The organism is Saccharospirillum alexandrii, from assembly GCF_043641555.1.
In the GTDB taxonomy this organism is placed as follows: domain Bacteria; phylum Pseudomonadota; class Gammaproteobacteria; order Pseudomonadales; family Natronospirillaceae; genus Saccharospirillum; species Saccharospirillum alexandrii_A.
Map to the genome: position 1 here is coordinate 117939 of NZ_JBHZRJ010000003.1, position 19652 is coordinate 137590.

At 51.5% G+C, this 19652-nt stretch carries 15 protein-coding genes; 5 read left to right on the forward strand and 10 right to left on the reverse strand.

Translation table 11 applies throughout. The features are described from left to right. Positions 1 to 16 precede the first annotated feature (16 nt). Positions 17 to 1195: a M24 family metallopeptidase gene (locus tag ACHUE7_RS10915; RefSeq protein ID WP_394169986.1), complete on the forward strand. Its 1179-nt coding sequence runs from the start codon at positions 17 to 19 to the stop codon at positions 1193 to 1195. 35 nt (positions 1196 to 1230) lie between these two features. Here the strand turns inward: ACHUE7_RS10915 and ACHUE7_RS10920 are convergent, their stop codons facing one another. Next, positions 1231 to 2175: a LysR family transcriptional regulator gene (locus ACHUE7_RS10920; protein WP_394170590.1), complete on the reverse strand. Its 945-nt coding sequence runs from the start codon at positions 2173 to 2175 to the stop codon at positions 1231 to 1233. Positions 2176 to 2309: 134 nt separating this feature from the next. Between ACHUE7_RS10920 and ACHUE7_RS10925 the strand changes: the two genes are divergently transcribed. Beyond that, complete coding sequence (locus ACHUE7_RS10925; protein ID WP_394169987.1) at positions 2310 to 2516, forward strand: hypothetical protein; 207 nt, start codon at positions 2310 to 2312, stop codon at positions 2514 to 2516. Between the two features lie 64 nt (positions 2517 to 2580). On the opposite strand, the gene ACHUE7_RS10930 is transcribed toward ACHUE7_RS10925, so the two are convergent. After that, complete coding sequence (locus ACHUE7_RS10930; protein WP_394169988.1) at positions 2581 to 3465, reverse strand: LysR family transcriptional regulator ArgP; 885 nt, start codon at positions 3463 to 3465, stop codon at positions 2581 to 2583. A gap of 134 nt (positions 3466 to 3599) precedes the next feature. Here ACHUE7_RS10930 and ACHUE7_RS10935 point away from each other — a divergent pair, with 134 nt between their 5' ends. Continuing rightward, positions 3600 to 4199 carry a LysE/ArgO family amino acid transporter gene (locus ACHUE7_RS10935; RefSeq protein WP_394169989.1) on the forward strand — a complete coding sequence of 200 codons (600 nt, stop codon included), beginning with the start codon at positions 3600 to 3602 and terminating at the stop codon, positions 4197 to 4199. Positions 4200 to 4206: 7 nt separating this feature from the next. On the opposite strand, the gene ACHUE7_RS10940 is transcribed toward ACHUE7_RS10935, so the two are convergent. Further along, positions 4207 to 4677 carry a PilZ domain-containing protein gene (locus ACHUE7_RS10940; protein ID WP_394169990.1) on the reverse strand — a complete coding sequence of 157 codons (471 nt, stop codon included), beginning with the start codon at positions 4675 to 4677 and terminating at the stop codon, positions 4207 to 4209. A gap of 149 nt (positions 4678 to 4826) precedes the next feature. Between ACHUE7_RS10940 and ACHUE7_RS10945 the strand changes: the two genes are divergently transcribed. Then, positions 4827 to 6278 (forward strand): OmpA family protein, encoded by a 1452-nt coding sequence (locus ACHUE7_RS10945; RefSeq protein ID WP_394169991.1) that lies wholly within the window; start codon positions 4827 to 4829, stop codon positions 6276 to 6278. A 68-nt stretch (positions 6279 to 6346) separates the two neighbouring features. Then, positions 6347 to 7618: a multidrug effflux MFS transporter gene (locus tag ACHUE7_RS10950; protein ID WP_394169992.1), complete on the forward strand. Its 1272-nt coding sequence runs from the start codon at positions 6347 to 6349 to the stop codon at positions 7616 to 7618. Positions 7619 to 7673: 55 nt separating this feature from the next. On the opposite strand, the gene ACHUE7_RS10955 is transcribed toward ACHUE7_RS10950, so the two are convergent. From ACHUE7_RS10955 to ACHUE7_RS10985, 7 genes are all read right to left on the reverse strand, one after another. Continuing rightward, the gene (locus ACHUE7_RS10955; protein WP_394169993.1) at positions 7674 to 9332 is read right to left on the reverse strand and encodes a tetratricopeptide repeat protein; all 1659 of its coding nucleotides are present in this window, start codon (positions 9330 to 9332) and stop codon (positions 7674 to 7676) included. 237 nt (positions 9333 to 9569) lie between these two features. Next, entirely contained in the window at positions 9570 to 10655 is a 1086-nt protein-coding gene (locus ACHUE7_RS10960) for a hypothetical protein (protein WP_394169994.1), read from the reverse strand. A gap of 596 nt (positions 10656 to 11251) precedes the next feature. Beyond that, positions 11252 to 12361, reverse strand: a complete 1110-nt coding sequence (locus tag ACHUE7_RS10965; protein WP_394169995.1) for a hypothetical protein — start codon at positions 12359 to 12361, stop codon at positions 11252 to 11254. A gap of 357 nt (positions 12362 to 12718) precedes the next feature. Continuing rightward, on the reverse strand, positions 12719 to 13810 hold the full coding sequence (locus ACHUE7_RS10970) for a hypothetical protein (protein WP_394169996.1): 1092 nt from the start codon (positions 13808 to 13810) through the stop codon (positions 12719 to 12721). Between the two features lie 11 nt (positions 13811 to 13821). Next, on the reverse strand, positions 13822 to 14421 hold the full coding sequence (locus ACHUE7_RS10975; protein ID WP_394169997.1) for a hypothetical protein: 600 nt from the start codon (positions 14419 to 14421) through the stop codon (positions 13822 to 13824). After that, positions 14402 to 15526, reverse strand: a complete 1125-nt coding sequence (locus ACHUE7_RS10980) for a hypothetical protein (RefSeq protein ID WP_394169998.1) — start codon at positions 15524 to 15526, stop codon at positions 14402 to 14404. Before ACHUE7_RS10980 ends, ACHUE7_RS10975 begins: the two co-directional genes overlap by 20 nt. Positions 15527 to 15562: 36 nt before the next feature. Then, positions 15563 to 19642, reverse strand: a complete 4080-nt coding sequence (locus tag ACHUE7_RS10985; protein ID WP_394169999.1) for a hypothetical protein — start codon at positions 19640 to 19642, stop codon at positions 15563 to 15565. Positions 19643 to 19652 lie beyond the last annotated feature (10 nt).

The following is a 19652-nucleotide window of genomic DNA, read 5'->3' on the forward strand; positions in this document are numbered from 1 at the left end:
AATCGGAGGTGGCTGAGTGAAGCTGGCATTTACCAAAAAGGAATACCTGCAGCGCGTCAAGAAAGTGCGGCGGGAAATGCGAACACGTAAGGTCGATATTCTGATTGCGACTGACCCCGGCAATATGAATTGGCTAACCGGGTATGACGGCTGGTCGTTCTACGTGCACCAGGGCGTGGTGATTCATGTCGACCAGGAAGAACCCATCTGGTTTGGGCGCCGCATGGACGAGAGCGCGGCTCTGTTGCGCTGTTTCATGAAGAAAGAAAACCTGACCAGTTACCCGGAAGAGTACGTTCAGAACCTCGAAAAACACCCGATGACCTGGCTGGCCGAGCACCTGTTTATTGAAAACGGCTGGAGTGGGGCTACCATCGCCACCGAGATGGATAATTACTACTACACCGCCGATGCCCATCGCTCTCTGCGTCTGGCGTTGCCGGAAGCCCGCTTTGTCGACAGCCATAATCTGGTGAACTGGTGCCGGGCCATCAAGTCGGCCAAAGAAATTGAGTTCATGAAGATCGCTGGCAAGATCACCTCGAAAATTCATCAGCGTATTCTGGATGTGGCGCGGGTGGGGGTGCCGAAGAGTCATGTTGTGTCGCAAATTTACGAGACGGCGATTGCCGGTGTCGACGGTTACAGCGGCGATTACCCCTCTATTGTGCCGTTGCTGCCCTCTGGCAAAGAGGCTTCGGCGTCTCATATCACCTGGGATGAACGGCCGTTTCGTGCCAATGAAGGGACCTTCTTCGAAATCTCAGGCTGCTACAAGCGCTACCATGCGCCCATGTCGCGCACGCTCTATATGGGCAAGCCCAGCGCCCGTTTTCTGAACGCCGAAAAAGCCCTGCTGGAAGCTATTGATGCGGGGCTAGAGCAGGCCAAACCCGGTAATCGGACGTGCGACATCGCTAATGCGGTGAATGCCACCATGATGAAGTACGGGATTGATCGTCAGGGGTCCCGCTGTGGCTACCCCGTCGGCGTCAGCTATCCACCGGACTGGGGTGAGCGCACCTCCAGCTTGCGCGCCTCGGATGAGACCGTATTGCAGCCCGGCATGACCTTTCACTTCATGCCCGGTATCTGGCAGGACGACTGGGGCATCGAGATCACCGAAAGTATTCTGATCACCGAAACCGGTGTGGAGATGCTGTGCGATTTCCCGCGCAAGCTGTTTGTGAAATAAAACGGAGCTGACCAGGCAGCAACTCCGTCGTCTGGTCAGTGTTGTTTTTTGAGTGCCGGGTAGCCCGCCAGTCGGGCGGTCTGCTCGCGTACCGCTCCGGTCATGAAATCCATCAGCGATTGAATGCGCGAGACGCCGCGTAAGTCCGGATGCATCAGAAACCAGAGCCCGTAGCTCAGCTGTGGGATCGGGTCCGATAATTGAATCAGTTCGGGCTCACCATCGGCCAGATAACAGGGCAATACCGACACCCCAACTCCCGCTTTTACGCTGCTGAGCATCCCGATTAACGTATCGACCCGAAAGGCGCATTGCTCATCATAGCCTTGTTCGGCCATCCATTGACGCATGGGCTCGTCAAACAGGCGCGACCCGGGGCCGACCCAGGGCAGCTGATGTAAATCGAGGGCGTTGATGTCAATTTGGCTCTTGTGACCATAGACAGCCATGCCGATATCGGCCAGTTTGCGGCCGATCAAATGCTCCGGCGGTGCGTTGGAGGGGCGAATGGCAACGTCGGCTTCGCGTTTGGTGAGGTTGAACAACTGATTGGACACGGCGATGTCCAGAGTGACACCCGGGTAGTGTCGCCGGAACTCACCAAACAGCGGGGCGAGGAGGCCTGCCATCATGGAGTCTGTGGTGGTTACCCAGACGGCGCCGGTCGGTTGCAGGTCCCGGCCGACGATACGGCGTTCCGCCTGCAATACAAACCCTTCCATCTGCCGGGCCGTTTCAGCCAGCTCCTCGCCTGACGGAGTTGGGAAGTAACCAGAGCGCGACCGTTCAAACAACATGACACCCAGCCGCTTTTCGATCTCTCCCAGGCGTCGGAAGACGGTCGCGTGGTTCACCTGCATCCGGCGCGCCGCTCCCGACAGCGAGCCGCTTTCGGCAATGGCCAGAACCGTTTCAAAATCGTCCCAGTGGATCTGGTAGGGCCCGCCCTGGCGTTTTATTTGCGTTTTAGATTGTGCGATTTTGCAAACTCCATTTGGCTTTTTTTGGAATTACTTTGCGAATAGTCTCAGCGTACCATATTCATATCGTCAGAGAAGGCCACTCTGTTCATTCAGTTGGGCCGTTAATTCACCGGCAATAGGAGGTTCCCCTCATGAGCCAGATACATTTTGATAAAGGCACGCTTTTTCAGGCCTATCGCAGCGCTTTTTTACTCGGGACATCCTCTGCCCGACTTTCGGAGCCCTCAAGCATTCCCGAGCGGTATCGTGATGCCGGAGATCGTATTCGCAGTGATCGGGTTGATCTGGATGCCCGCAACGCCAGAGCGCAGTGGCTGAAGAGTATCTTTAAGCGCTAGGGCCGAAGGCAGTTCCAGGTGAAACACCGCAGCAGAGAGCTCGGTTTAGCCGGGCTTTCCGGGTTTACTCGGTGCCTGCGCTGGGCAGTAACACCGTCGTTGCATGGGCGCTAACGGCTTCACGAAGATGTGACATCGCATTGCTTTCTGTTTGCCAGTAGTGCCAGTACAGGGGCACATCCAGATGGTAGAAGGGGCTGACATCGACCAGATCACCACGGTTCAGATACGGCTGTACCTGCAGTTCCGGCAGCATGCCAAAGCCCAAACCGGACAAGGCCATTTGCACAAACCCCTCAGAAGAGGGGCAGCGATGGATGCGCTGCGGCGGCGGTAGCCCGAGGCTTTTCAGGAATTGATGCTGCAGCTGGTCATCGTGGTTGAAAATAAGGCAGGGAATCTGGCTGAGGTTCTCCGGGAATTGAAGCGTCTGGTATCGCTCGACAAAGGCGGGGCTCGCCAGAGCCCGATAGCGCAACCTCCCCAACGCCATCACCGCCCCGCCATTGACCGGGCGCGACTCAGCACAGATGCACGCCATCACTTCACCCTGACGCATGCGCTTCAGCCCCACTTCCTGGTCTTCGACCACCAGATCAAAATCCATTTCCGGGCTCAGCTCGCACCGCGCTAGCGCGGGGGCGAGCCAGGTGGCCATGGAATCGGCATTAACGGTGAGCCTGAGTTTAAGTGGCAAGGCATCGCGAGTGTCGACCAGATCCATTTCCAGTTGTCTTACCTGCTGCAAGTGATTGTTCAGCCGCCAGCCCAGTGCCGTCGCCCGGGGCGGGGTGGTTCGCAGTAACACGGGCTGCCCGAGCCGCTGTTCCAGCTGTCGAATGCGCTGGCTGATGGCCGATTGCGTCAGATGCAGTTTCTGCGCTGCCCGCTCAAACCCGCCGGTTTCGATGACGGCCGCCAGTGCATCGAGCAGTCGGTAGTCGAGCATGTTAACCCCCGGTGAACGTGGAAAACGTTAATCTACGTTAATTAGAAATACTTATGAAGGATTAAAAACATTCGTTGGATTAATGATCGTTTGATCCTTAGCCTTCACGACATTCACCAACAACGGGAGCAGATATGGTCGGGTCTTTTTTAACGGGTTTTGGCATTTCCATTGGTTTGATCGTGGCCATTGGCGCGCAGAATGCCTGGGTACTGAACAAGAGCATGCGCGGCGAGCACCCTGCCGTTGTCGCGCTGGTGTGTTGCAGCATCGATGCACTGCTGATTACGTTGGGCGTTTACAGTGTCGATTGGGTGCAGCAACGCATCCCGGCGATGGTTCCGGTGCTAACCTGGCTTGGCATCAGCTTGCTGTGCTGGTTGGCCGCTCAGGCGTTCTGGCGGGTGTGGCAGGGGTCTGAAGGGTTGAGAGTGGCCGTGGCAGGGGCTGCTGTGACCAAATGGCAAGTGGCCGGCCAGGCCATGGCGATCTCACTGCTGAACCCGCATGTGTACCTCGATACCGTCGTGCTGGTGGGCAGTGTGGGCGCTCAGCAGAGCTACCCGGGTTATTTTGTTGTCGGGGCGGCTGCGGCATCAACTACCTGGTTTTTCGGCTTGACCGGGTTTGGGCGTTACCTCGGGCCAAAGCTAAGGTCTCCAACGGCCTGGCGCTGGTTCGACGCGACCGTTGGCAGCGTCATGGTGCTGGTTGCCGTGTCGCTGGTGCCCTGAACCGGGCTTATTTGGGATTGGGTTCTCCAAGCCAGGCCGGAAAATCCCGGGCGTGCAGGTCTATCCACTCCCGGGCGGCTTCTTCGGGGGTCAGATCCCGCCCCTGGCGCTCCCATTGTTGCCGGTACTGTTCGATGTGGCAGATCTGCTCAACCATGCGCACGGCAAAGGCGTTTTCCAGATTGTCGAAGCGCAGCCCGATCACGAAGTGGTCGTCCTGCGGGTGGCACCAGACGACCTGGCCTTTGGTTTCAAACGGCGGATCACCAACCCCGATACTGACTTGCACAATCTGCCCGGGCTCGAGCGCCTCTTCTGTTATGAAGCTGAGCCCGCCCTGGCTGATGTCCAGCAACTCTGTCGGGTTGGGCTCGGTGGGTTGCTGGCACTGATACTTCAACGGCACGGCGGCCGGGTGGCGAATGTATTGTCGCACGCTGTACTCCTCACGCTGCGAAACAATGCCGTAATCAACCATGCAGCGGATACTCCCCAGTATAGTCGACGCAGCGCTGCTTGCAGGCTGACATGAAATCTCCACACGCTTGCACTAGACTCAGACGATTGACTGTTTTTTACACCGCTTTACAACTCATACAATAAAAACGCATTAGGGGAGAAGTCCGGGTGAGTACCACTAAGAGCAATCAACAAGGCTGGGTCGCTGTGACGCTGGCTGTGATTCTTGTCATCGTTCTTGCCGTTGTGGCCTACTTTTATCAGCAATACCGGTCGCAATTGGCCCAGGCTCAGGAAAGTATGAGTGCACTCGAACAAGCACAGGAGCGCACACAATCAGAATTGAGTAGCGTACAGAGCCGACTGAGCGACGCCAACAGCCGGGTTCGGGAACTGGAAACCGAGCGCAGCCGGCTGCTGAGTGACGCCGAAGCGACCAGTGAGCATCTGGCGGCGTTGCAGGCCCAGTACGATAACCTGCGACAGGATTCGCAATCGAGCGTGGGTGACCTGCAGTCCGATCTGGAACAGGCACGTCAGGACCGCGACGAACTCCAGCAAACCCTGGCCGAAGCCGATGGCCTGATTGCCAGGCAGGCCGAGCAGCAAGCGAACCTGGAGGCTGAACTTCAGGAAACCATTGAAACATTGGCTGCCGTTGAAGCAGAGCTGGTTGCGGCTGAGGCGCAACTGGCCGACACCACAGACGAACTGGCCACAATCACAAACGAACTGGTCACTGTCACAGCAGAACTTGAAGCAGAAAGAGCAGGCGCAGCTGATCTCAACCGACAGTTGGAAGCCAGCCAGGCGCATGTGCAACGGTTGTTGAACGAGCGCACGGCGTTGCTGGCCAGTACCCAGCGTATGGAGCAGGAAGGCCGCCAGCAACAGGCTGCCAACGACCGTTTGCAACAACAGTTGGATGAAACCCTGGCCGAATTGAACATTGCCGAAGTGGAGCTGATGCGGCGCGAAGCCAACCTCGATGAAGCAGTGGCCGAGCGGGAAACCGTGGTCGATGAGTATCGGCAGGCTCGGGAAGAACTGGCCTTGCAGCAGACGCGCAGTGAAAACTACAGTGAAACCATCGCAGAGCTCGAGGCTCGCCTGAACCGCGAAACACAAGCCATGGATGAACTGCAGGGCCAGCTACAGTCGTTGAGCAATGAACGTCAAACCCTGGTGTCGCGACTGGAAGACGGCACTACGGTGATTAAGCTGCCGGAAAACATCGTCTTCGCGTCGGGTTCTGCCAGCATCGGCGAAGCGGGGCGGGAAACCCTGCAACTGCTGGCTGACGCCCTGGTGAGCTTTCCGGATCACCTGATCAGCATTCAGGGCCACAGTGATGGCCGGCCAATTTCGCCATCGTTGCAGGAAAAGTACCCCTCCAACTGGGAGCTTTCAACGGCCCGCGCTGCCTCGGCGGTGCAGGTGTTGAGCCAGTCGGGTATTGAATCGGACCGTATGCAGGCGGTCGGGTACGCCGATACGCGGCCGCTGGTAGACGAAACAGATGAGCAGAGCCGCCGCGCGAACCGTCGCATTGAAGTGCTGCTGTACCCTAACCAGTTCACCATGCGGGTACTGGATCAGGCGGGTCTCGAGACCCCCTGAACACCAGTTTTTGGCGCTTTTTTGTGGTTTAATGGCCGGGTAAACAAACGACAGGGAACCCTAACCAAATGTCGAACCCGGCCGCTTCTGCCACGCCTCCGGTTACCGCGCCAGACCCATCGCCACCGTCGTTTCGGCTTATCGAATTCATCACCCTGTTTGCGCTGCTGACCTCGCTAACGGCGCTCACCATCGACGCCATACTACCGGCCTTTCCGGCCATGGCTGCCAGCTTCTCGGTAGCCGATTCAACCGACCTTCAACTGACCATCAGCCTGATGGTGCTGGGCATGGTGTTTGGCGAGGTGGCGTTTGGCCCACTGGCCGACGCTTACGGCCGCAAATGGGCCATAGTGACAGGCTTGCTGGTATTTGGCACAGGGACACTGATCGCCCTCTTTGCCCAGTCAATGACGATGCTGTTACTGGGCAGGCTGGTTCAGGGCATGGGCGTGGCCGGCTCCAAAATTGGCACCCGGGCGCTGATTCGCGACCGGTTTCAGGGCGAAGCGATGGCGCGCATTATGTCCTTCGTGATGATGATTCTGATACTGGTGCCCATGCTGGCCCCGGCACTGGGGCAGTTGGTGCTGTGGATAGCAGGCTGGCGTGCCATTTTTCTGATGTTGCTGGTGCTGGCCCTGATTGCCGGAGCCTGGCTGGTTGTGCGCCAACCCGAAACACTGACAACCGAACGTCGCCTTCCGATTCGGCCGCTGCCCCTTGCAAAAACCACCCTGCGCATTCTGAAACACCCACAAGTGATGGCCTACACCATCGTCGCTGGCTTGGTGTTTGGGTGCCAGGTGGTCTATTACAGCATTGCCCATTCGCTGTTTGAAGACCTGTACCAGGCAGGTGCCCGCTTTCCACTCTACTTTGCGATACTGGCCGCTGGCATTGGCCTGGCATCACTGACCAACGGCGCACTGGTCATGCGCCTGGGAATGTATCGCCAAACCCTGACGGCGCTGATCGGTATGATGGGGGTCAGCGCATTACTGGCTATTCTGGCATGGCTGGGAGAGGGCAAACCCTCATTGCCGGTGTTTTTATTGCTGGGGTTCTGGTTATTCTTTGGCGTCGGCCTGCTGTTTGGCAACATCAACGCGCTCGCCATGCAGTCACTGGGGCAGGTCGCCGGCCTTGGCTCCTCGATTATCGCCTCATTCTCCAGTCTGGTAGCCGTGGGGGTATCTTTTGCCGTTGGCCCGCTCTACAACCAGACGGTGTACCCCTTGGCGCTGGCCTTTTTTGGCGCAGCGGCCATCAGTCTGGTGCTGGTTATGAGTGTGTATGGGCGGGATTGCGGTGAAGTTGAGCCAGTGAGGCAAAGTTAAGAGACTGTGTACTGCCTGCACTGGCTTCTTCGTGCCTGGTTTACGGTGCCATAGACTATCGATTAGCTCGCCAGTAGGCGTTCCAGCGATCAGACCTTAATTGGGACTGTTCGACATAATAGCCATGCTTGTAAAAGTCGCTCATCTCCCAAGCCGCCTCGGGAATCCCATTGCTGGCGGCGTATTGAATACGTTCGAATGCCTCCTGATAACTCTGCTCGAAGCCTTGCCCGTTTTTAAACAACAAACCAACCAAATAGCTTGCCCTTGGGTTACCAGCATTTGCCTGTTCCAAAAGGGTAGTGCGGCCAGTTACCAGCTGTGCGTCACTGTCTGGTTCAAATGCATAGAGTTCTCCAAGCTTTATAGTAGCTTCTATTACCCCGTCATCTGAGGCGGACTCGAGTAATGGGATTGCTTTGCTACTATCGTATCCATCGTTATTCTGAGGGGCTGCCAGATAGGCTAACCCAAGGACATAATTAACGTACCCAGTTGCATCATTATTGGAGGAAGCTTGGTTTATCCAATACGAAGCCTGAGCTGGGTCTTTTTCAACGCCGATTCCCAGCAGGTAGTACTCAGCCAACTTTGCCTGGGCAAGCTTGTGGCCGTTTCTTGCTGCGAAATCCATAAATCTAAAGGCATCGTTATAGTCGAAATCAAGTCGTCCATCGACATCTCTTCGCCCCAGCCCGCGGAATGAGATTTCAGCACGCCAGTAACTGGCTCGCGGATCATCAGGGATGCGGGAGTAGTGAATAGACGCATTTCTGTAATCTTCGCTCTTTCGGTACATTTCTGCTATTTCAAAGTAATGCGGTTCATCGCCAAAACGATAGTATTGAAGGGCCATTTCAATGTCTTTTTCAACTCCAATACCATTCGCCCACATGTCCGCGAGCTTTTTTGAGTACTCGGCAGCTATGTCAGTGTCGTTGTTCCAAGCCAGTTTGGAATAGAAATAGTGAGCATCCGGGTAATTTTGCTCCACGCCGTCACCATTGAAATAACGGTTAGAAACGATGACCATCAGCTCTGTGGCAATTTCATCTGAGTATTCATCTTCCCCTGTCTCGAGAGCGTCAACCCTTGCTTCATAAGCTGCTTCATAGGCTTTGAACGCACGTTCTCTGGATTCGGCATCCCCTGTGCTTTCATAGAGCACATCCTGCTTTCTGGCAAACTCATGCAATTCATCATAACTAATATACGAGGGTGCCTCTCTAGTACCCGTCTCTAACCACTCCTCGATAGAAAGCTGGTCCGGCCTGTTTGGTACCTGAACTACCAGGTAATACAATGCAGCCACGACAAGCCCTGCTACAACTGGAGCGGTTGCTGGCCACATAACTTTAAATATTGATGGTTTCTCGAGACATTTTGTTCGCTTTTCTAAGAAATAGACGAGTAGGGCGATGCCGATGCCAGAGAACGCTATCAGGTACGTAACTCTATAGAAACAAGCAATAGCATAGAGCGCAGAAGTGACGGAAAGCCATGCGGTCACGGACTTATAACTGCTTGACAGCCGTTTTAGTACGCCGGCGCCAATGAAGAAAACACCTAAGGAAACCAGACTCCATCCGAATGAAGCATCTTTGTCACCCAAGCTGTATCTGTTTATGACCTGTATTAAAGCGAATAAAAATAGCGGAAAGAGCAGTGTGGTTGCTACAGCCATTACTGGATATGAAATTCTCTTGTTGATCATGATGGTCTACATTTACCTCAAGCATTAAATTATTAAAACGTAGTAATTCTATCAATCTGAATAGTTCGAGATTACAACTTTATAAAAAATATAGTTCTGTCGATGCATATGGCTACTAAGTGCCTACCCATTCATTCTCGTTATTTGGAAAACTTAAACTAACTCCTTTTTGCAAAAATATTCTTACAATAAAAATTCTCCAACTTAACTATTTGGTCCTTTAGTGATTCGATTAACTTATCGCATAGCTGACCGACGTTCTTTATCTACTTTGAAAAAGAAATCTGCAAGCTTATCTATTTTCGCCTCGTACTCCTTCAAAGTGAAGAAATCCCTATAAGCAGGGTCCATCATACGGTCTTCGCCTTTTAGAAACTTAACCCAGCGCTTTAGCTTTACAACGATAGTCCGCAACACGTCTTCTTTGGCATAAATTGGGCAGGCTTCATAGAACTCGATCAGTCTATTGGCACTGAACTGATCTGGTTTTATCATTCGTCTTAGTCTTGCGTCCAATGCGGCCATGTCATTCTGTTTTTCCTCGGCTACTTCATTGAAATCTGCCTCGGTTATTTCGATACCACCCTCTGTCAAATCTTCTATGGTATAGCCGTTCTTTTCGACAAAACGAACCTGATGGATTAGTCCTGGTAATTCGGGTATCGGTCGACTTTTGTCCATAAAGTCTGTGGGTACGCGCCAAAAGAACTGGGCCTGCTCGTACTGAGGTGCAAATCCAAAAAGTACCTGCCACCAGCGGTGTCGTTCATTAGGTAAGTTCTCGGTTGGCATGAAGTGGAGGCTGTGAGTAATGCCGCCACGTCGAGAAACCCGAATCCAGTAGCAGTTAACTTTTTCAAAAGGAACTGTCAGGGAGTTTTTCTGGTTCTTTTTCCAGAAGCAGACATTTCCTGTGGTTCTGTCGAACACTACCCAGGTATCTTCTCCACCTGTTCTTGTTATATACATTGCGTAAACGAGGACAATGAGAAAGGTTGCTGACAAGTAGTCAAAGAGACTGAGTTCATCAGGTTGGTACTGGATTATCGCAGCGATAAAACAATACAGAAAAATTAGAGGAAAAATTATTCCCGTTGCTTGCCATGCGCTATGTGATGAGTTAGCTTGCACTGCCCATTGTTTACCATCAGTAAGTACTCCGAATGGTGTATGGAAGCTATATGCCGACTGAGGAGTTACTAGTTTACCTCTCAGTCTATTTGGCTTACGGCTGGCACGAGTTTCCTGAGTTGTTTGCTTGGTTGAGTACCAATCTGGGTAAAGGTATTTTGTTTTACCCATTAATAGTTCTGCGTACCACATTAACATTTCTTGATCCATTAAGTTGGAGTGATGATCATTCTAAAACTATGCACAACCGACCCTTCTGCCACTAGCCAGGAGTTTTCGGAAGCCGTTTTTTCGTCTACGACCTCTTCGTTTACAACTGCTTGCCCATGTTCATTCCGTTTAGGCGCAGGAAGGACGTAGGGGGTTAGTGCGCCAGGAAAGATTCGGGCGGGCTCGTCTCTAGGATATGACTTAACCCGTATCCGGATATTAGTCTCAGTAGATACGTAGCCAAATCCACCTTTGAGTGGTGCACCAAAAGATTTGATTAGGTCACGGTGAATTCGAATTTTATGTACAGAACCATTGGCTGAGATTTGCACATTTTCTGGGTGAGCGACAGCCGGTGCTCTTGTATCGTTGCTAAGCATTGTGATGGTTTTCCACTGACGTTCTTTGCTATGCCAAGCCTGGATGTCGATGGGGTAAAATCCATTTGTCATCATTCCAGGAGTTTTAATGTGAAGTTCACAGTGCTCTTCATGCTCTGCTCAGGTTTCCAAAAAATGGTGTGTTCGTGATAGGCTAATTCGAGTCTAGTACTATTTTACCACTAAATGTTTTCAGTCTTAGTCGCTTCGATCAACATATGAATAGGATGGGTTTAGCTCTTTGTGAATTTTAAAAAAGTAGTCTGCTAGTGCTTCTACCCTAGTTTTGTATTCATCGAAGGTAAATAGCTTCTTAAATTCAGGAAAAAGAGGGCACATATAGGGGTTTTCTGCTTCAAGTCCTATGACGTATATTTCTAATCGGGCAGCAGCTGTTGACAGCAGCGACTGCTGTGCATACCGGGGCACGCTATTATAGAAAGCTATAATGGTATCCACATCGAAACATTCAGGTTCAAGCATGCGTCCAAACTCTTCATCCAGGTCCGAAGTAATACGCTTAAATTCATCTTCAGCTTCTTCGAAATCTTCCAAGGTGATTTCCTTTTCTCCTTCCGTAAGGTCTTTAATGGTGTAACCGTGCTTTTCTACAAAATAAAGCTGATGTGATAGGCCGGGTACGGCAGGTATAGGTTTGCTCTGGTCCATGAAATCCGTCAGAACCCGCCATAAGTATTGCGCCTCGTCGTAGCGTGTCGCGGCACCAAACATCACTTGCCACCAACGATGGCGTTCGTTCGGCAGGTTCTCCGTAGGCATGAAGTAGAGACTGTGGCTAACACCACGGCGAAAGACTTCGATCCAGTAGCAGTTGACTTTCTCGAACGGCACCGTGAGCGAATGCTTGGCATCTCGCTTCCAGAAGCAGACATTGCCGGTGGTTCGGTCAAAGACGATCCAGGTGTCTTCTCCGCTGGCTCTCGCTCGGTAATTGTAATAAAGCGCTGGAATGAGAGGGAGAAGTGCGATGCCCATGTGGAAGTCGTAAAAAATGAAGAACCATAACGCACCGAATAGTAACCACATAACAGCATTGACTTGATGACTGATGTAATTGGAGTTACACCGAACCAGCCATTGCTTGCCATCTGTCCGGGTGTGGAGCGATAATTGGCGCAGGTATCGCTCTTTTGGGGTCACCATGTTTCCCCGCCATTTTTCACGCTTTCGGCTCGGCTTGGTTACCCGAGTTACTGTTTCTGTACAACGCCAATCGGGCCACAAGTCCCTGCTCGGCCCCACGATAAGCCAGTTGATAAAGCCGAGTATCTTTAGGATGTATTTCATTGAGCCACCACTTTACTGGCCGTAAAAAAGGGGAAAAGCAACCATTCCATGGTCATTGACCCCGGGGCCATACGTTTTGTAGGTCTTCCGGTGTTATCCCCCAATTAGAGGAATATCCCGAGTTTAGATGCACTACATGTGTTACTTCACCCTCTGCCACCAGCCAAGCATGTTCGGTCGCGGTTCTTTCGTCGACAACTTCGCCGTTCACGAGGGGATAGCCATCGCTATTGCGCTCGGGTGCGGGCAGCACATAGGTCGTGGGAGCACCGGGGAACAACCGTGCTGCCTCACCTTTGGAGAGGCTTGAATCTTTAGACGAATGTCTGTTTTCAAGGTTGTTCAGAAATGTGGTACTCACCTCAATGCTGCCCGACGTTCCTCGTCGATCTTAAAAAAGAAATCTGAAAGTTTATCCATTTCCGCCTCGTACTCTTTCAAGGTGAAGAAATCTCTATAAGCAGGGTCCATCATACGGTCTTCGCCTTTAAGAAACTTAACCCAGCGCTTTAGCTTTACAACGATAGTCCGCAACACGTCTTCTTTGGCATAAATTGGACAGGCTTCATAGAACTCAATCAGTCTATCGGCACTGAACTGATCTGGTTTTATCATTCGTCTTAGTCTTGCGTCCAATGCGGCCATGTCATTCTGTATTTCCTCGGCTACTTCATTGAAGTCTGCCTCGGTTATTTCGATACCACCCTCTGTCAAATCTTCTATGGTATAGCCGTTCTTCTCGACAAAACGAATCTGATGGATTAGTCCCGGTACCTCGGGTATAGGGCGGCTCTTGTCCATAAAGTCTGTCAGTACACGCCAAAAGAACTGGGCCTGCTCGTACTGAGGTGCAAATCCAAAATGTACCTGCCACCAGCGGTGTCGTTCATTAGATAAGTTCTCGGTTGGCATGAAATGAAGGCTGTGAGTAATGCCGCCACGTCGAAAAACCCGAATCCAGTAGCAGTTAGCTTTTTCAAAAGGAACTGTCAGGGAGTTTTTCTGGTTCTTTTTCCAGAAGCAGACATTTCCAGTGGTTCTGTCGAAAACTACCCAGGTGTCTTCTCCCCCAGCCCGTGTTTTATACATAGAAATTGATAGAGGTAAAAATACCATGCCAGTCAAGATTGAGAAAAATATTGTTCCTTCGTTTGGGAAAGGTACCAAGCTAAAGAACAAGAATAGCAGGAAGAAGAAAGACGATATAATCCCTGTTGCTTGCCAGACTCCATGTGACGAGTCAGCTTGTATTGCCCATTGCTTTCCATCGGTCTTTACATGAAAGGGTGTATGGAAACTGTATACCGGCTGAGGAGTGACCTGTTCTCCTCTCAGTCTTTTGGCTTTTCGGCTAGCACGGGTTAACTGAGTACTTTCATTTGTGCAGCTCCAGTCTGGGTAACGGTATTTAGTTTTACCCATTAATAAATCTGCATACCACATTAGCATTCGTCTATTCCTCAGGTTGGAGAGGCAATAATTTTGAAACTATGTACGACAGCTCCTTCTGCTATAAGCCAAGAATTTTCTGCCGCTGTTTTCTCGTCTACCACCTCTCCATCGATAGTGGCTCTTCCTAGTTCATCTCGCTTAGGAGCAGGAAGAACATAAGGGGTAAGTGCGCCGGGGAAAATTCTTGCGGTCTCACCTTTGGGGTAAGTTTGAACCCGAACCCGAATATTAGTCTCTGTTGATATATAGCCAAACCCACCACTGAGCGGGGCACCAAAAGTCTTGATTAGGTCTCGGTGAATTCGAATTTTATACGTGGATCCGTTCGCGGCTATTTGTACATTTCCGGAGTTTGCAGAAACCTTAGCACTCGGGTCGTCGCTTAATAGCGTGATGGTCTCCCATCGGTCTTCCTTGCTGTGCCATGCCTGAATGTCGATTTGATAGACTCCGTCGGTCATCAGACCAGGAGTTCTAATGTAAAGTACACAGTGCTCTTCATGCTCTACCCAGGTTTCCAAAAAAATGGTGTGTTCGTGATAGGCTAAGTCGAGTCCAGTACTATTCCGCCACTGAATTTCTTCAGTTTTAGTCGCTTCGATCGACATATGAATAGGATGGATTTAGCTCTTTGTGAATTTTAAAAAAGTAGTCTGCTAGTGCTTCTACCCTAGTTTTGTATTCATCGAAGGTAAATAGCTTCTTAAATTCAGGGAAAAGAGGGCACATAAAGGGCTTTTCATCTTCAAGTCCAGTAACATACATGTCCAAGCGCGCTACGGCTGTTGATAAAATCCCATTTTGTGCATACCAAGGCGCATTGTTATAGAAATCTATTATGGCTTGCACATCGAAACACTCTGGTTCTAGCATTCGCCTCATTTCGTTTTCCAAATTTTCCTTAGTACGACTTAACTGTGCTTCAGCTTCCTCGAAGTCCTCGAAGGTAATCTCCTTCTTCCCTTCGGTTAAGTCTTCGATGGTATAACCGTGCTTATTCACAAAGTAGAGTTGGTGCGATAAACCCGGAACCGAGGGGATGGGTTTGCTCGGATCCATAAAATCCGTCAATACTCGCCAGAAATATTGAGCCTGTTCATAAGTGGTTGCCGTACCGAACATCACTTGCCACCAGCGGTGGCGCTCGTTTGGCAGATTTTCAGTTGGCATAAAATACAAGCTATGGCTGACGCCCCGGCGGAAGACCTCTATCCAGTAACAGTTGACTTTCTCGAACGGGACTGTCAGGGAGTGTTCGGCATCCCGCTTCCAGAAGCAAACGTTGCCAGTGGTTCGGTCGAAGACAACCCAGGTGTCTTCACCGCCGGTTCTGGAAAGGTAGACGAAGTAGAACGCTGGAACGACAGGGGTAAAAGCTATCGCAATGGAAGTAATGCTCGAAAAATCCGGAAAGAAGAGAGTAATCCAGATCAACCCAAAGAATACAGCAATCACTGCGATGGATTGGTGTTGAATGTAGTTTGAGTTACACTGCACGACCCATTGTCTCCCATCCGTATCTGTATAGAAGGGTGTATGGAGCTGGTAGCGCTCCTGAGGGGCGACTAGACGGCCCCGCAGTTTCTTGTGCTTGCGGCTGGGTTGGGTTTTCTGGGTCACCGATTGGGTGCAATGCCAGTCGGGCCACAAATATCTAAATCGCCCTATGACAATAAAGAATACGGAATTTAGTAATTTAATATAACGTTCCACTAAGCCATCACCCCATTCTGCTCGTTATCTTTTACTCTAGTATCCGCCATGAGTAATGGGTCCTTGCGCTATTAACCAGCTGTTTTCCATAGCGCTCTGTTCGTTCACGACCACACCGTCAATCACGGAGCGGCCCTCACTATCGCGCTTGGGTGCTGGCAATGAGTAGGGGGTTAACGACCCAGGGAATATAGGCACGCCTTCGCCTTTGGGGTAGGTTTTCACCCTCAGTCGAAGGTCTGTTTCCACGGTGTTTATAGCCCCAAAGAAAGGCATGTAACTCGTTCCCCTATGGGTTCCAAACGACCTTATCAGGTCACGATGTATCCGAATGTGGTGCCTTACCCCATTGGTTTCCACCTGTACACTCCCGGGATTCGTTGAAACTGGTGACGTTGGGTCGTTAGTAACAAGAGAAAGTGTTTCCCATTCGTTGTCTTCTATTCGGCCAGCCTGGATGTCAATTTTGTAGCAGCCTTCAGCCATAAGAGCAGGTGTTTGAACGATCAACTCACAATATTCTTCGTGGCTAACCCAGTGTTTATGGAATATCACTTGAGGCTGGAATAGAAAACTCACTATATCATGGTAAGCAAGATCACGACGACTCTCCCAATGCTGATAGCTTTCTTCCTGCCAGAAACCTCCACCACTAAAACGTGATTCCACGTCTTTGCCAAAGGGGCTGTTCTTCAGCAGGGTTTCAAGGGGGGTGTCGGTTAGAAAATAGACCAGGGTAAAGCCCACTGCAATCAGGCCAAACCCGACTATACCCAGCATTGCAGAGGCACTGGCCAGCGAGGGGATTACAGCAGCTGCTGTCAGGGCAAAACCGACTGCGACGACACCATAGGCAGCTGCAGCATCCCGGTCGCCTAGCACCCACCGGTTGTATGCGTCTAATAATGAAATTACCGAACCTACAATGCCAGAGAGAATGTTGAGCCCTATCGAAATGCTATAAGTTCGTAGAAGCCAGGTCGCCGAGCTTCTTGTAAGAGGGTAGGTCCTTATAAATTGCTCCCTTGTGAGATGCTCCAATCGACTCTTTATTACAGCCCGGTTGCCGTATTTACTTTCTAGGATGTACTGCGCAGAACCTGAGATCGTTGCGGCGAAGTCTACCATGGCACTGAAAAAATCAATTTTCGATCTTGTATTTTCTGAGTTACTTAATAGCTTGTCAGTGACCTGACTCAAGTTCCATGCTTCAAACACTACCATGCCACCGCTGAACAAAAACAGCTTGTCCATTCGGTTGGCAAAACTCAATTTCGGTCGGCTGTTGTCCAGCAGTACTTCGTAGTCATCGATTTGCGCTTGTAACTGGGCGATCTTGCGTTCATTGCCAACGACCATGCGAACCAGTTCTTCGGCTTCTTCTTTCGTTTCAGACAGAAGGTTTTTGTATCGGAATTTACCGTTTTCGAGCCTTGCTATATTGTCGTTAGCGGCTTTTATCTTTTCCTGAAAAGCTGCCCTGGCTTCGCTCAAGGCCTGTTCGTTATCCACAATAGTGGCCGAAGCCTGGGCGCGTGTTTCCGTCAGTTTTTCCTTAGAAGCTACTAGCAGGTTGATTCGCTCAGTGGTGACGTTTTCGGCGGTCATTATGGAATCGTGCATGAAGTCGGCCATATATTGTTGCAGTTGGCTAACGTTTTCGAAGGTGAGGTCGGCCGGTACTCTTATAGAGTGGTTTGGCGCAAGTTCGAAGTTAACCCAGGGGCCTTGGTAGTCGGCAATGTGTTGGGCAGTATTCAGTCGGTTTTTCAGCCGCTGAACACGACCTGCGGCAGTGAAGGGTGTGTAGCCTTGCGGTAAACGATTGTTGAGCAAATCATCGTGAGTAATTTTAAGTGTTTTCAGGTGTTCGCCGGCCAGCAGGGCATAAAGGTTTACTACTCGGGTGTTATGCTTCAGCGTGAAGTTGCCGAGTACTTTGCCGGAGCTGCTTTCCATGGCCTGCACACGGTCGGTAATGTTGTTTAACGCATCGGTCACCTGTAGGCGTTTCACTTTAGTGTCGGCCAACCGCGTTCTTTCGGTTATCAATTGTTGATTTATGTAAATCAGTTCCCTATCGATCTGATTAATACGAGCTGACAGTCCGGAGCTTTCCTGAAGAACTTCGGCTTCGCTACGGTTTCCTAATAATAGCTGTTTTTCTTGCGTGAGATTTCGTTGACGATTTTCATTATCGGCAATACGTTGCTCTTCTTCAGCAATCGCTGAAGTGTAGTGTCGTTCCTGTTCTTGCAATTCTTGTTGGCGGGATTTTGCTGAGTTTATATCAGACTGTAGTTTTGACTGGTCTTCCCTCCTAATGTGTTGCTCGCTTCCCCAAGTCTGCTCATTACTCTGTGCCGCTTTTACGTCCTCAAAGTTTCGTCCACTGAGTACGGCACCGAAGGCGTGAACGGTGTGGCCGGCGAAGCGCCACGCCTGGGTTTTCGCATCCGCATTGCCAGCATCGTCAGTGCCACCTGGCGCGGGCATAAGGGTTAGTGAGAGGGTAAAGTTCTTTATCGCATGGGCAGCGAAGTCTTGCATATCGACGCTGGTACCATCCACGTTCAGTGGTGGCCAGTTTAGATAGTCAGTTCCGTTCAGGCCATCGATAATACGCCGTACCTTTACGGGGTTCAGTAGTTGTTCTTCAATGCTGGGTTCTGCGTCGTCTATGCTTAGTGGATTGTCAGCTTCCGGGCCGCTGCGAGGGAAGAATATGTCTGCTAGCGGGTGTGGTATTTCGGAGGGGTGGGCTCCGGTAAGGCGTAGCAGGAAGTCGGCCCCCTGGTCACGGTCAAGGTATAATTCGTAGTCGTCAAGGTTGAGAAAGAAGTCTTTGTAGGCCATAGCTACCGGCTGATTGAAGCGGCCGATTAGTTGGCCCATCAGCTCAGGTAGTAAAAACCAGTGTGCATGTTCCAGGCAATGGAAGTCGCTCATGGCGGCAACGAAGGCCGGGGTATCCATTAGGTGAATTAGGTCTCTGCGGTCGTCCAGTGCCTGGCGAATCATCTTATCGCAGGCGGTTTTTTCAAGTTGTGCTTCCATGGCTTCCGGGTCTAACAACTCTCTATCTTCCCGGCGCTGTTCCAGCACTTCACGTTGGGCTTCGGCCAAGTTATTTTTTTTCAGCTGCTGGTCGATGGGTGCGAAAAATTGGCTGTTCAATAGCATGGCCAGGCGGCTGTCGGCCACAGACTGGATGCGCTCTGTGTGGGCGGCGGCGATACGGTTAATGGTCCACCCTTCGGGGTAAGGCTGGTCTGCATTCAGTAGGGAATTGACGGTGGTGTCGAGCAGTGTCATGTAATCAGCCTGGCACTTGGCCAAATACCGCGCATCACCAATCACATCTTGCAGAATCACGCTGGCAATGCCTTTGTCGAATTTGGTGTTGTAGTGTCGGCGCCTCGGGGCGAGTTCTTCGTTGGTTACCAGGCGGATGTTGCTGTCTTCTGGCATGTCTTCAAAGTTGGATTCGGCCGCGCTGAGATCAACGGGCATTAGCCGTGCGGCGCGGGCCTTGGCTGTGTAGTCTGTGCTGTAGGCCGATTCTACGCGTTCGCCCAGCCATTGGCGTGGGTCTTCCGGGTCTACCCCACCGAGCTGGTCGATTCGCTCCCAGCTCCATTGTTCTTCGGAGAAGGCGATTTCGACGATGCTTTCGCTGCCGTTCATATTCCAGGGGAGCACCAGGGTGCTGTCTTTTTGCACGGTGGCGCGACGGCGATCCAGGCCTTTCTCATAGCTCAGGTTTACGTCAATTAACATGTGGCAGTCAGTATCGTACCGGGCTTCCCGCCATAGGTAGCCGTTAACGTAGATATATACCCAGCCTTCGCGTAGGGGGCCCAAGCCTTCTTCGGGTATGTTCCTCAGGAAAGTCACAGGTACCAGTTTGAGGGCGGGATTACTCATGTCTTCGTTAAAGGCGGTGGTGTCGTCGTAGCCGAGCGGAATTTTGTAGTAGTCGTGATGGTCGTCGGTCAGCATGAGCGACAGCCGCTTTCGCCCGGGGGTAAAGTTCTCAAGAATCAGCTCCCGTTGGCGTTCGGCATTATTCGGGCCGTCGGGGTGGCCGGGTAGGGCGATGCTGGCTGCAGTCATGTGGTAACTC

Coding starts and splice junctions, on each gene's coding strand:
- ACHUE7_RS10930 (WP_394169988.1), bottom strand. CDS start 3,465: ATGCTCGACTACCGACTGCTCGATGCACTGGCGGCCGTCATCGAAACC.
- ACHUE7_RS10935 (WP_394169989.1), top strand. CDS start 3,600: ATGGTCGGGTCTTTTTTAACGGGTTTTGGCATTTCCATTGGTTTGATC.
- ACHUE7_RS10970 (WP_394169996.1), bottom strand. CDS start 13,810: ATGCTAATGTGGTATGCAGATTTATTAATGGGTAAAACTAAATACCGT.
- ACHUE7_RS10960 (WP_394169994.1), bottom strand. CDS start 10,655: ATGTGGTACGCAGAACTATTAATGGGTAAAACAAAATACCTTTACCCA.
- ACHUE7_RS10965 (WP_394169995.1), bottom strand. CDS start 12,361: ATGAAATACATCCTAAAGATACTCGGCTTTATCAACTGGCTTATCGTG.
- ACHUE7_RS10950 (WP_394169992.1), top strand. CDS start 6,347: ATGTCGAACCCGGCCGCTTCTGCCACGCCTCCGGTTACCGCGCCAGAC.
- ACHUE7_RS10940 (WP_394169990.1), bottom strand. CDS start 4,677: ATGGTTGATTACGGCATTGTTTCGCAGCGTGAGGAGTACAGCGTGCGA.
- ACHUE7_RS10925 (WP_394169987.1), top strand. CDS start 2,310: ATGAGCCAGATACATTTTGATAAAGGCACGCTTTTTCAGGCCTATCGC.
- ACHUE7_RS10975 (WP_394169997.1), bottom strand. CDS start 14,421: ATGTCGATCGAAGCGACTAAAACTGAAGAAATTCAGTGGCGGAATAGT.
- ACHUE7_RS10985 (WP_394169999.1), bottom strand. CDS start 19,642: ATGACTGCAGCCAGCATCGCCCTACCCGGCCACCCCGACGGCCCGAAT.
- ACHUE7_RS10955 (WP_394169993.1), bottom strand. CDS start 9,332: ATGATCAACAAGAGAATTTCATATCCAGTAATGGCTGTAGCAACCACA.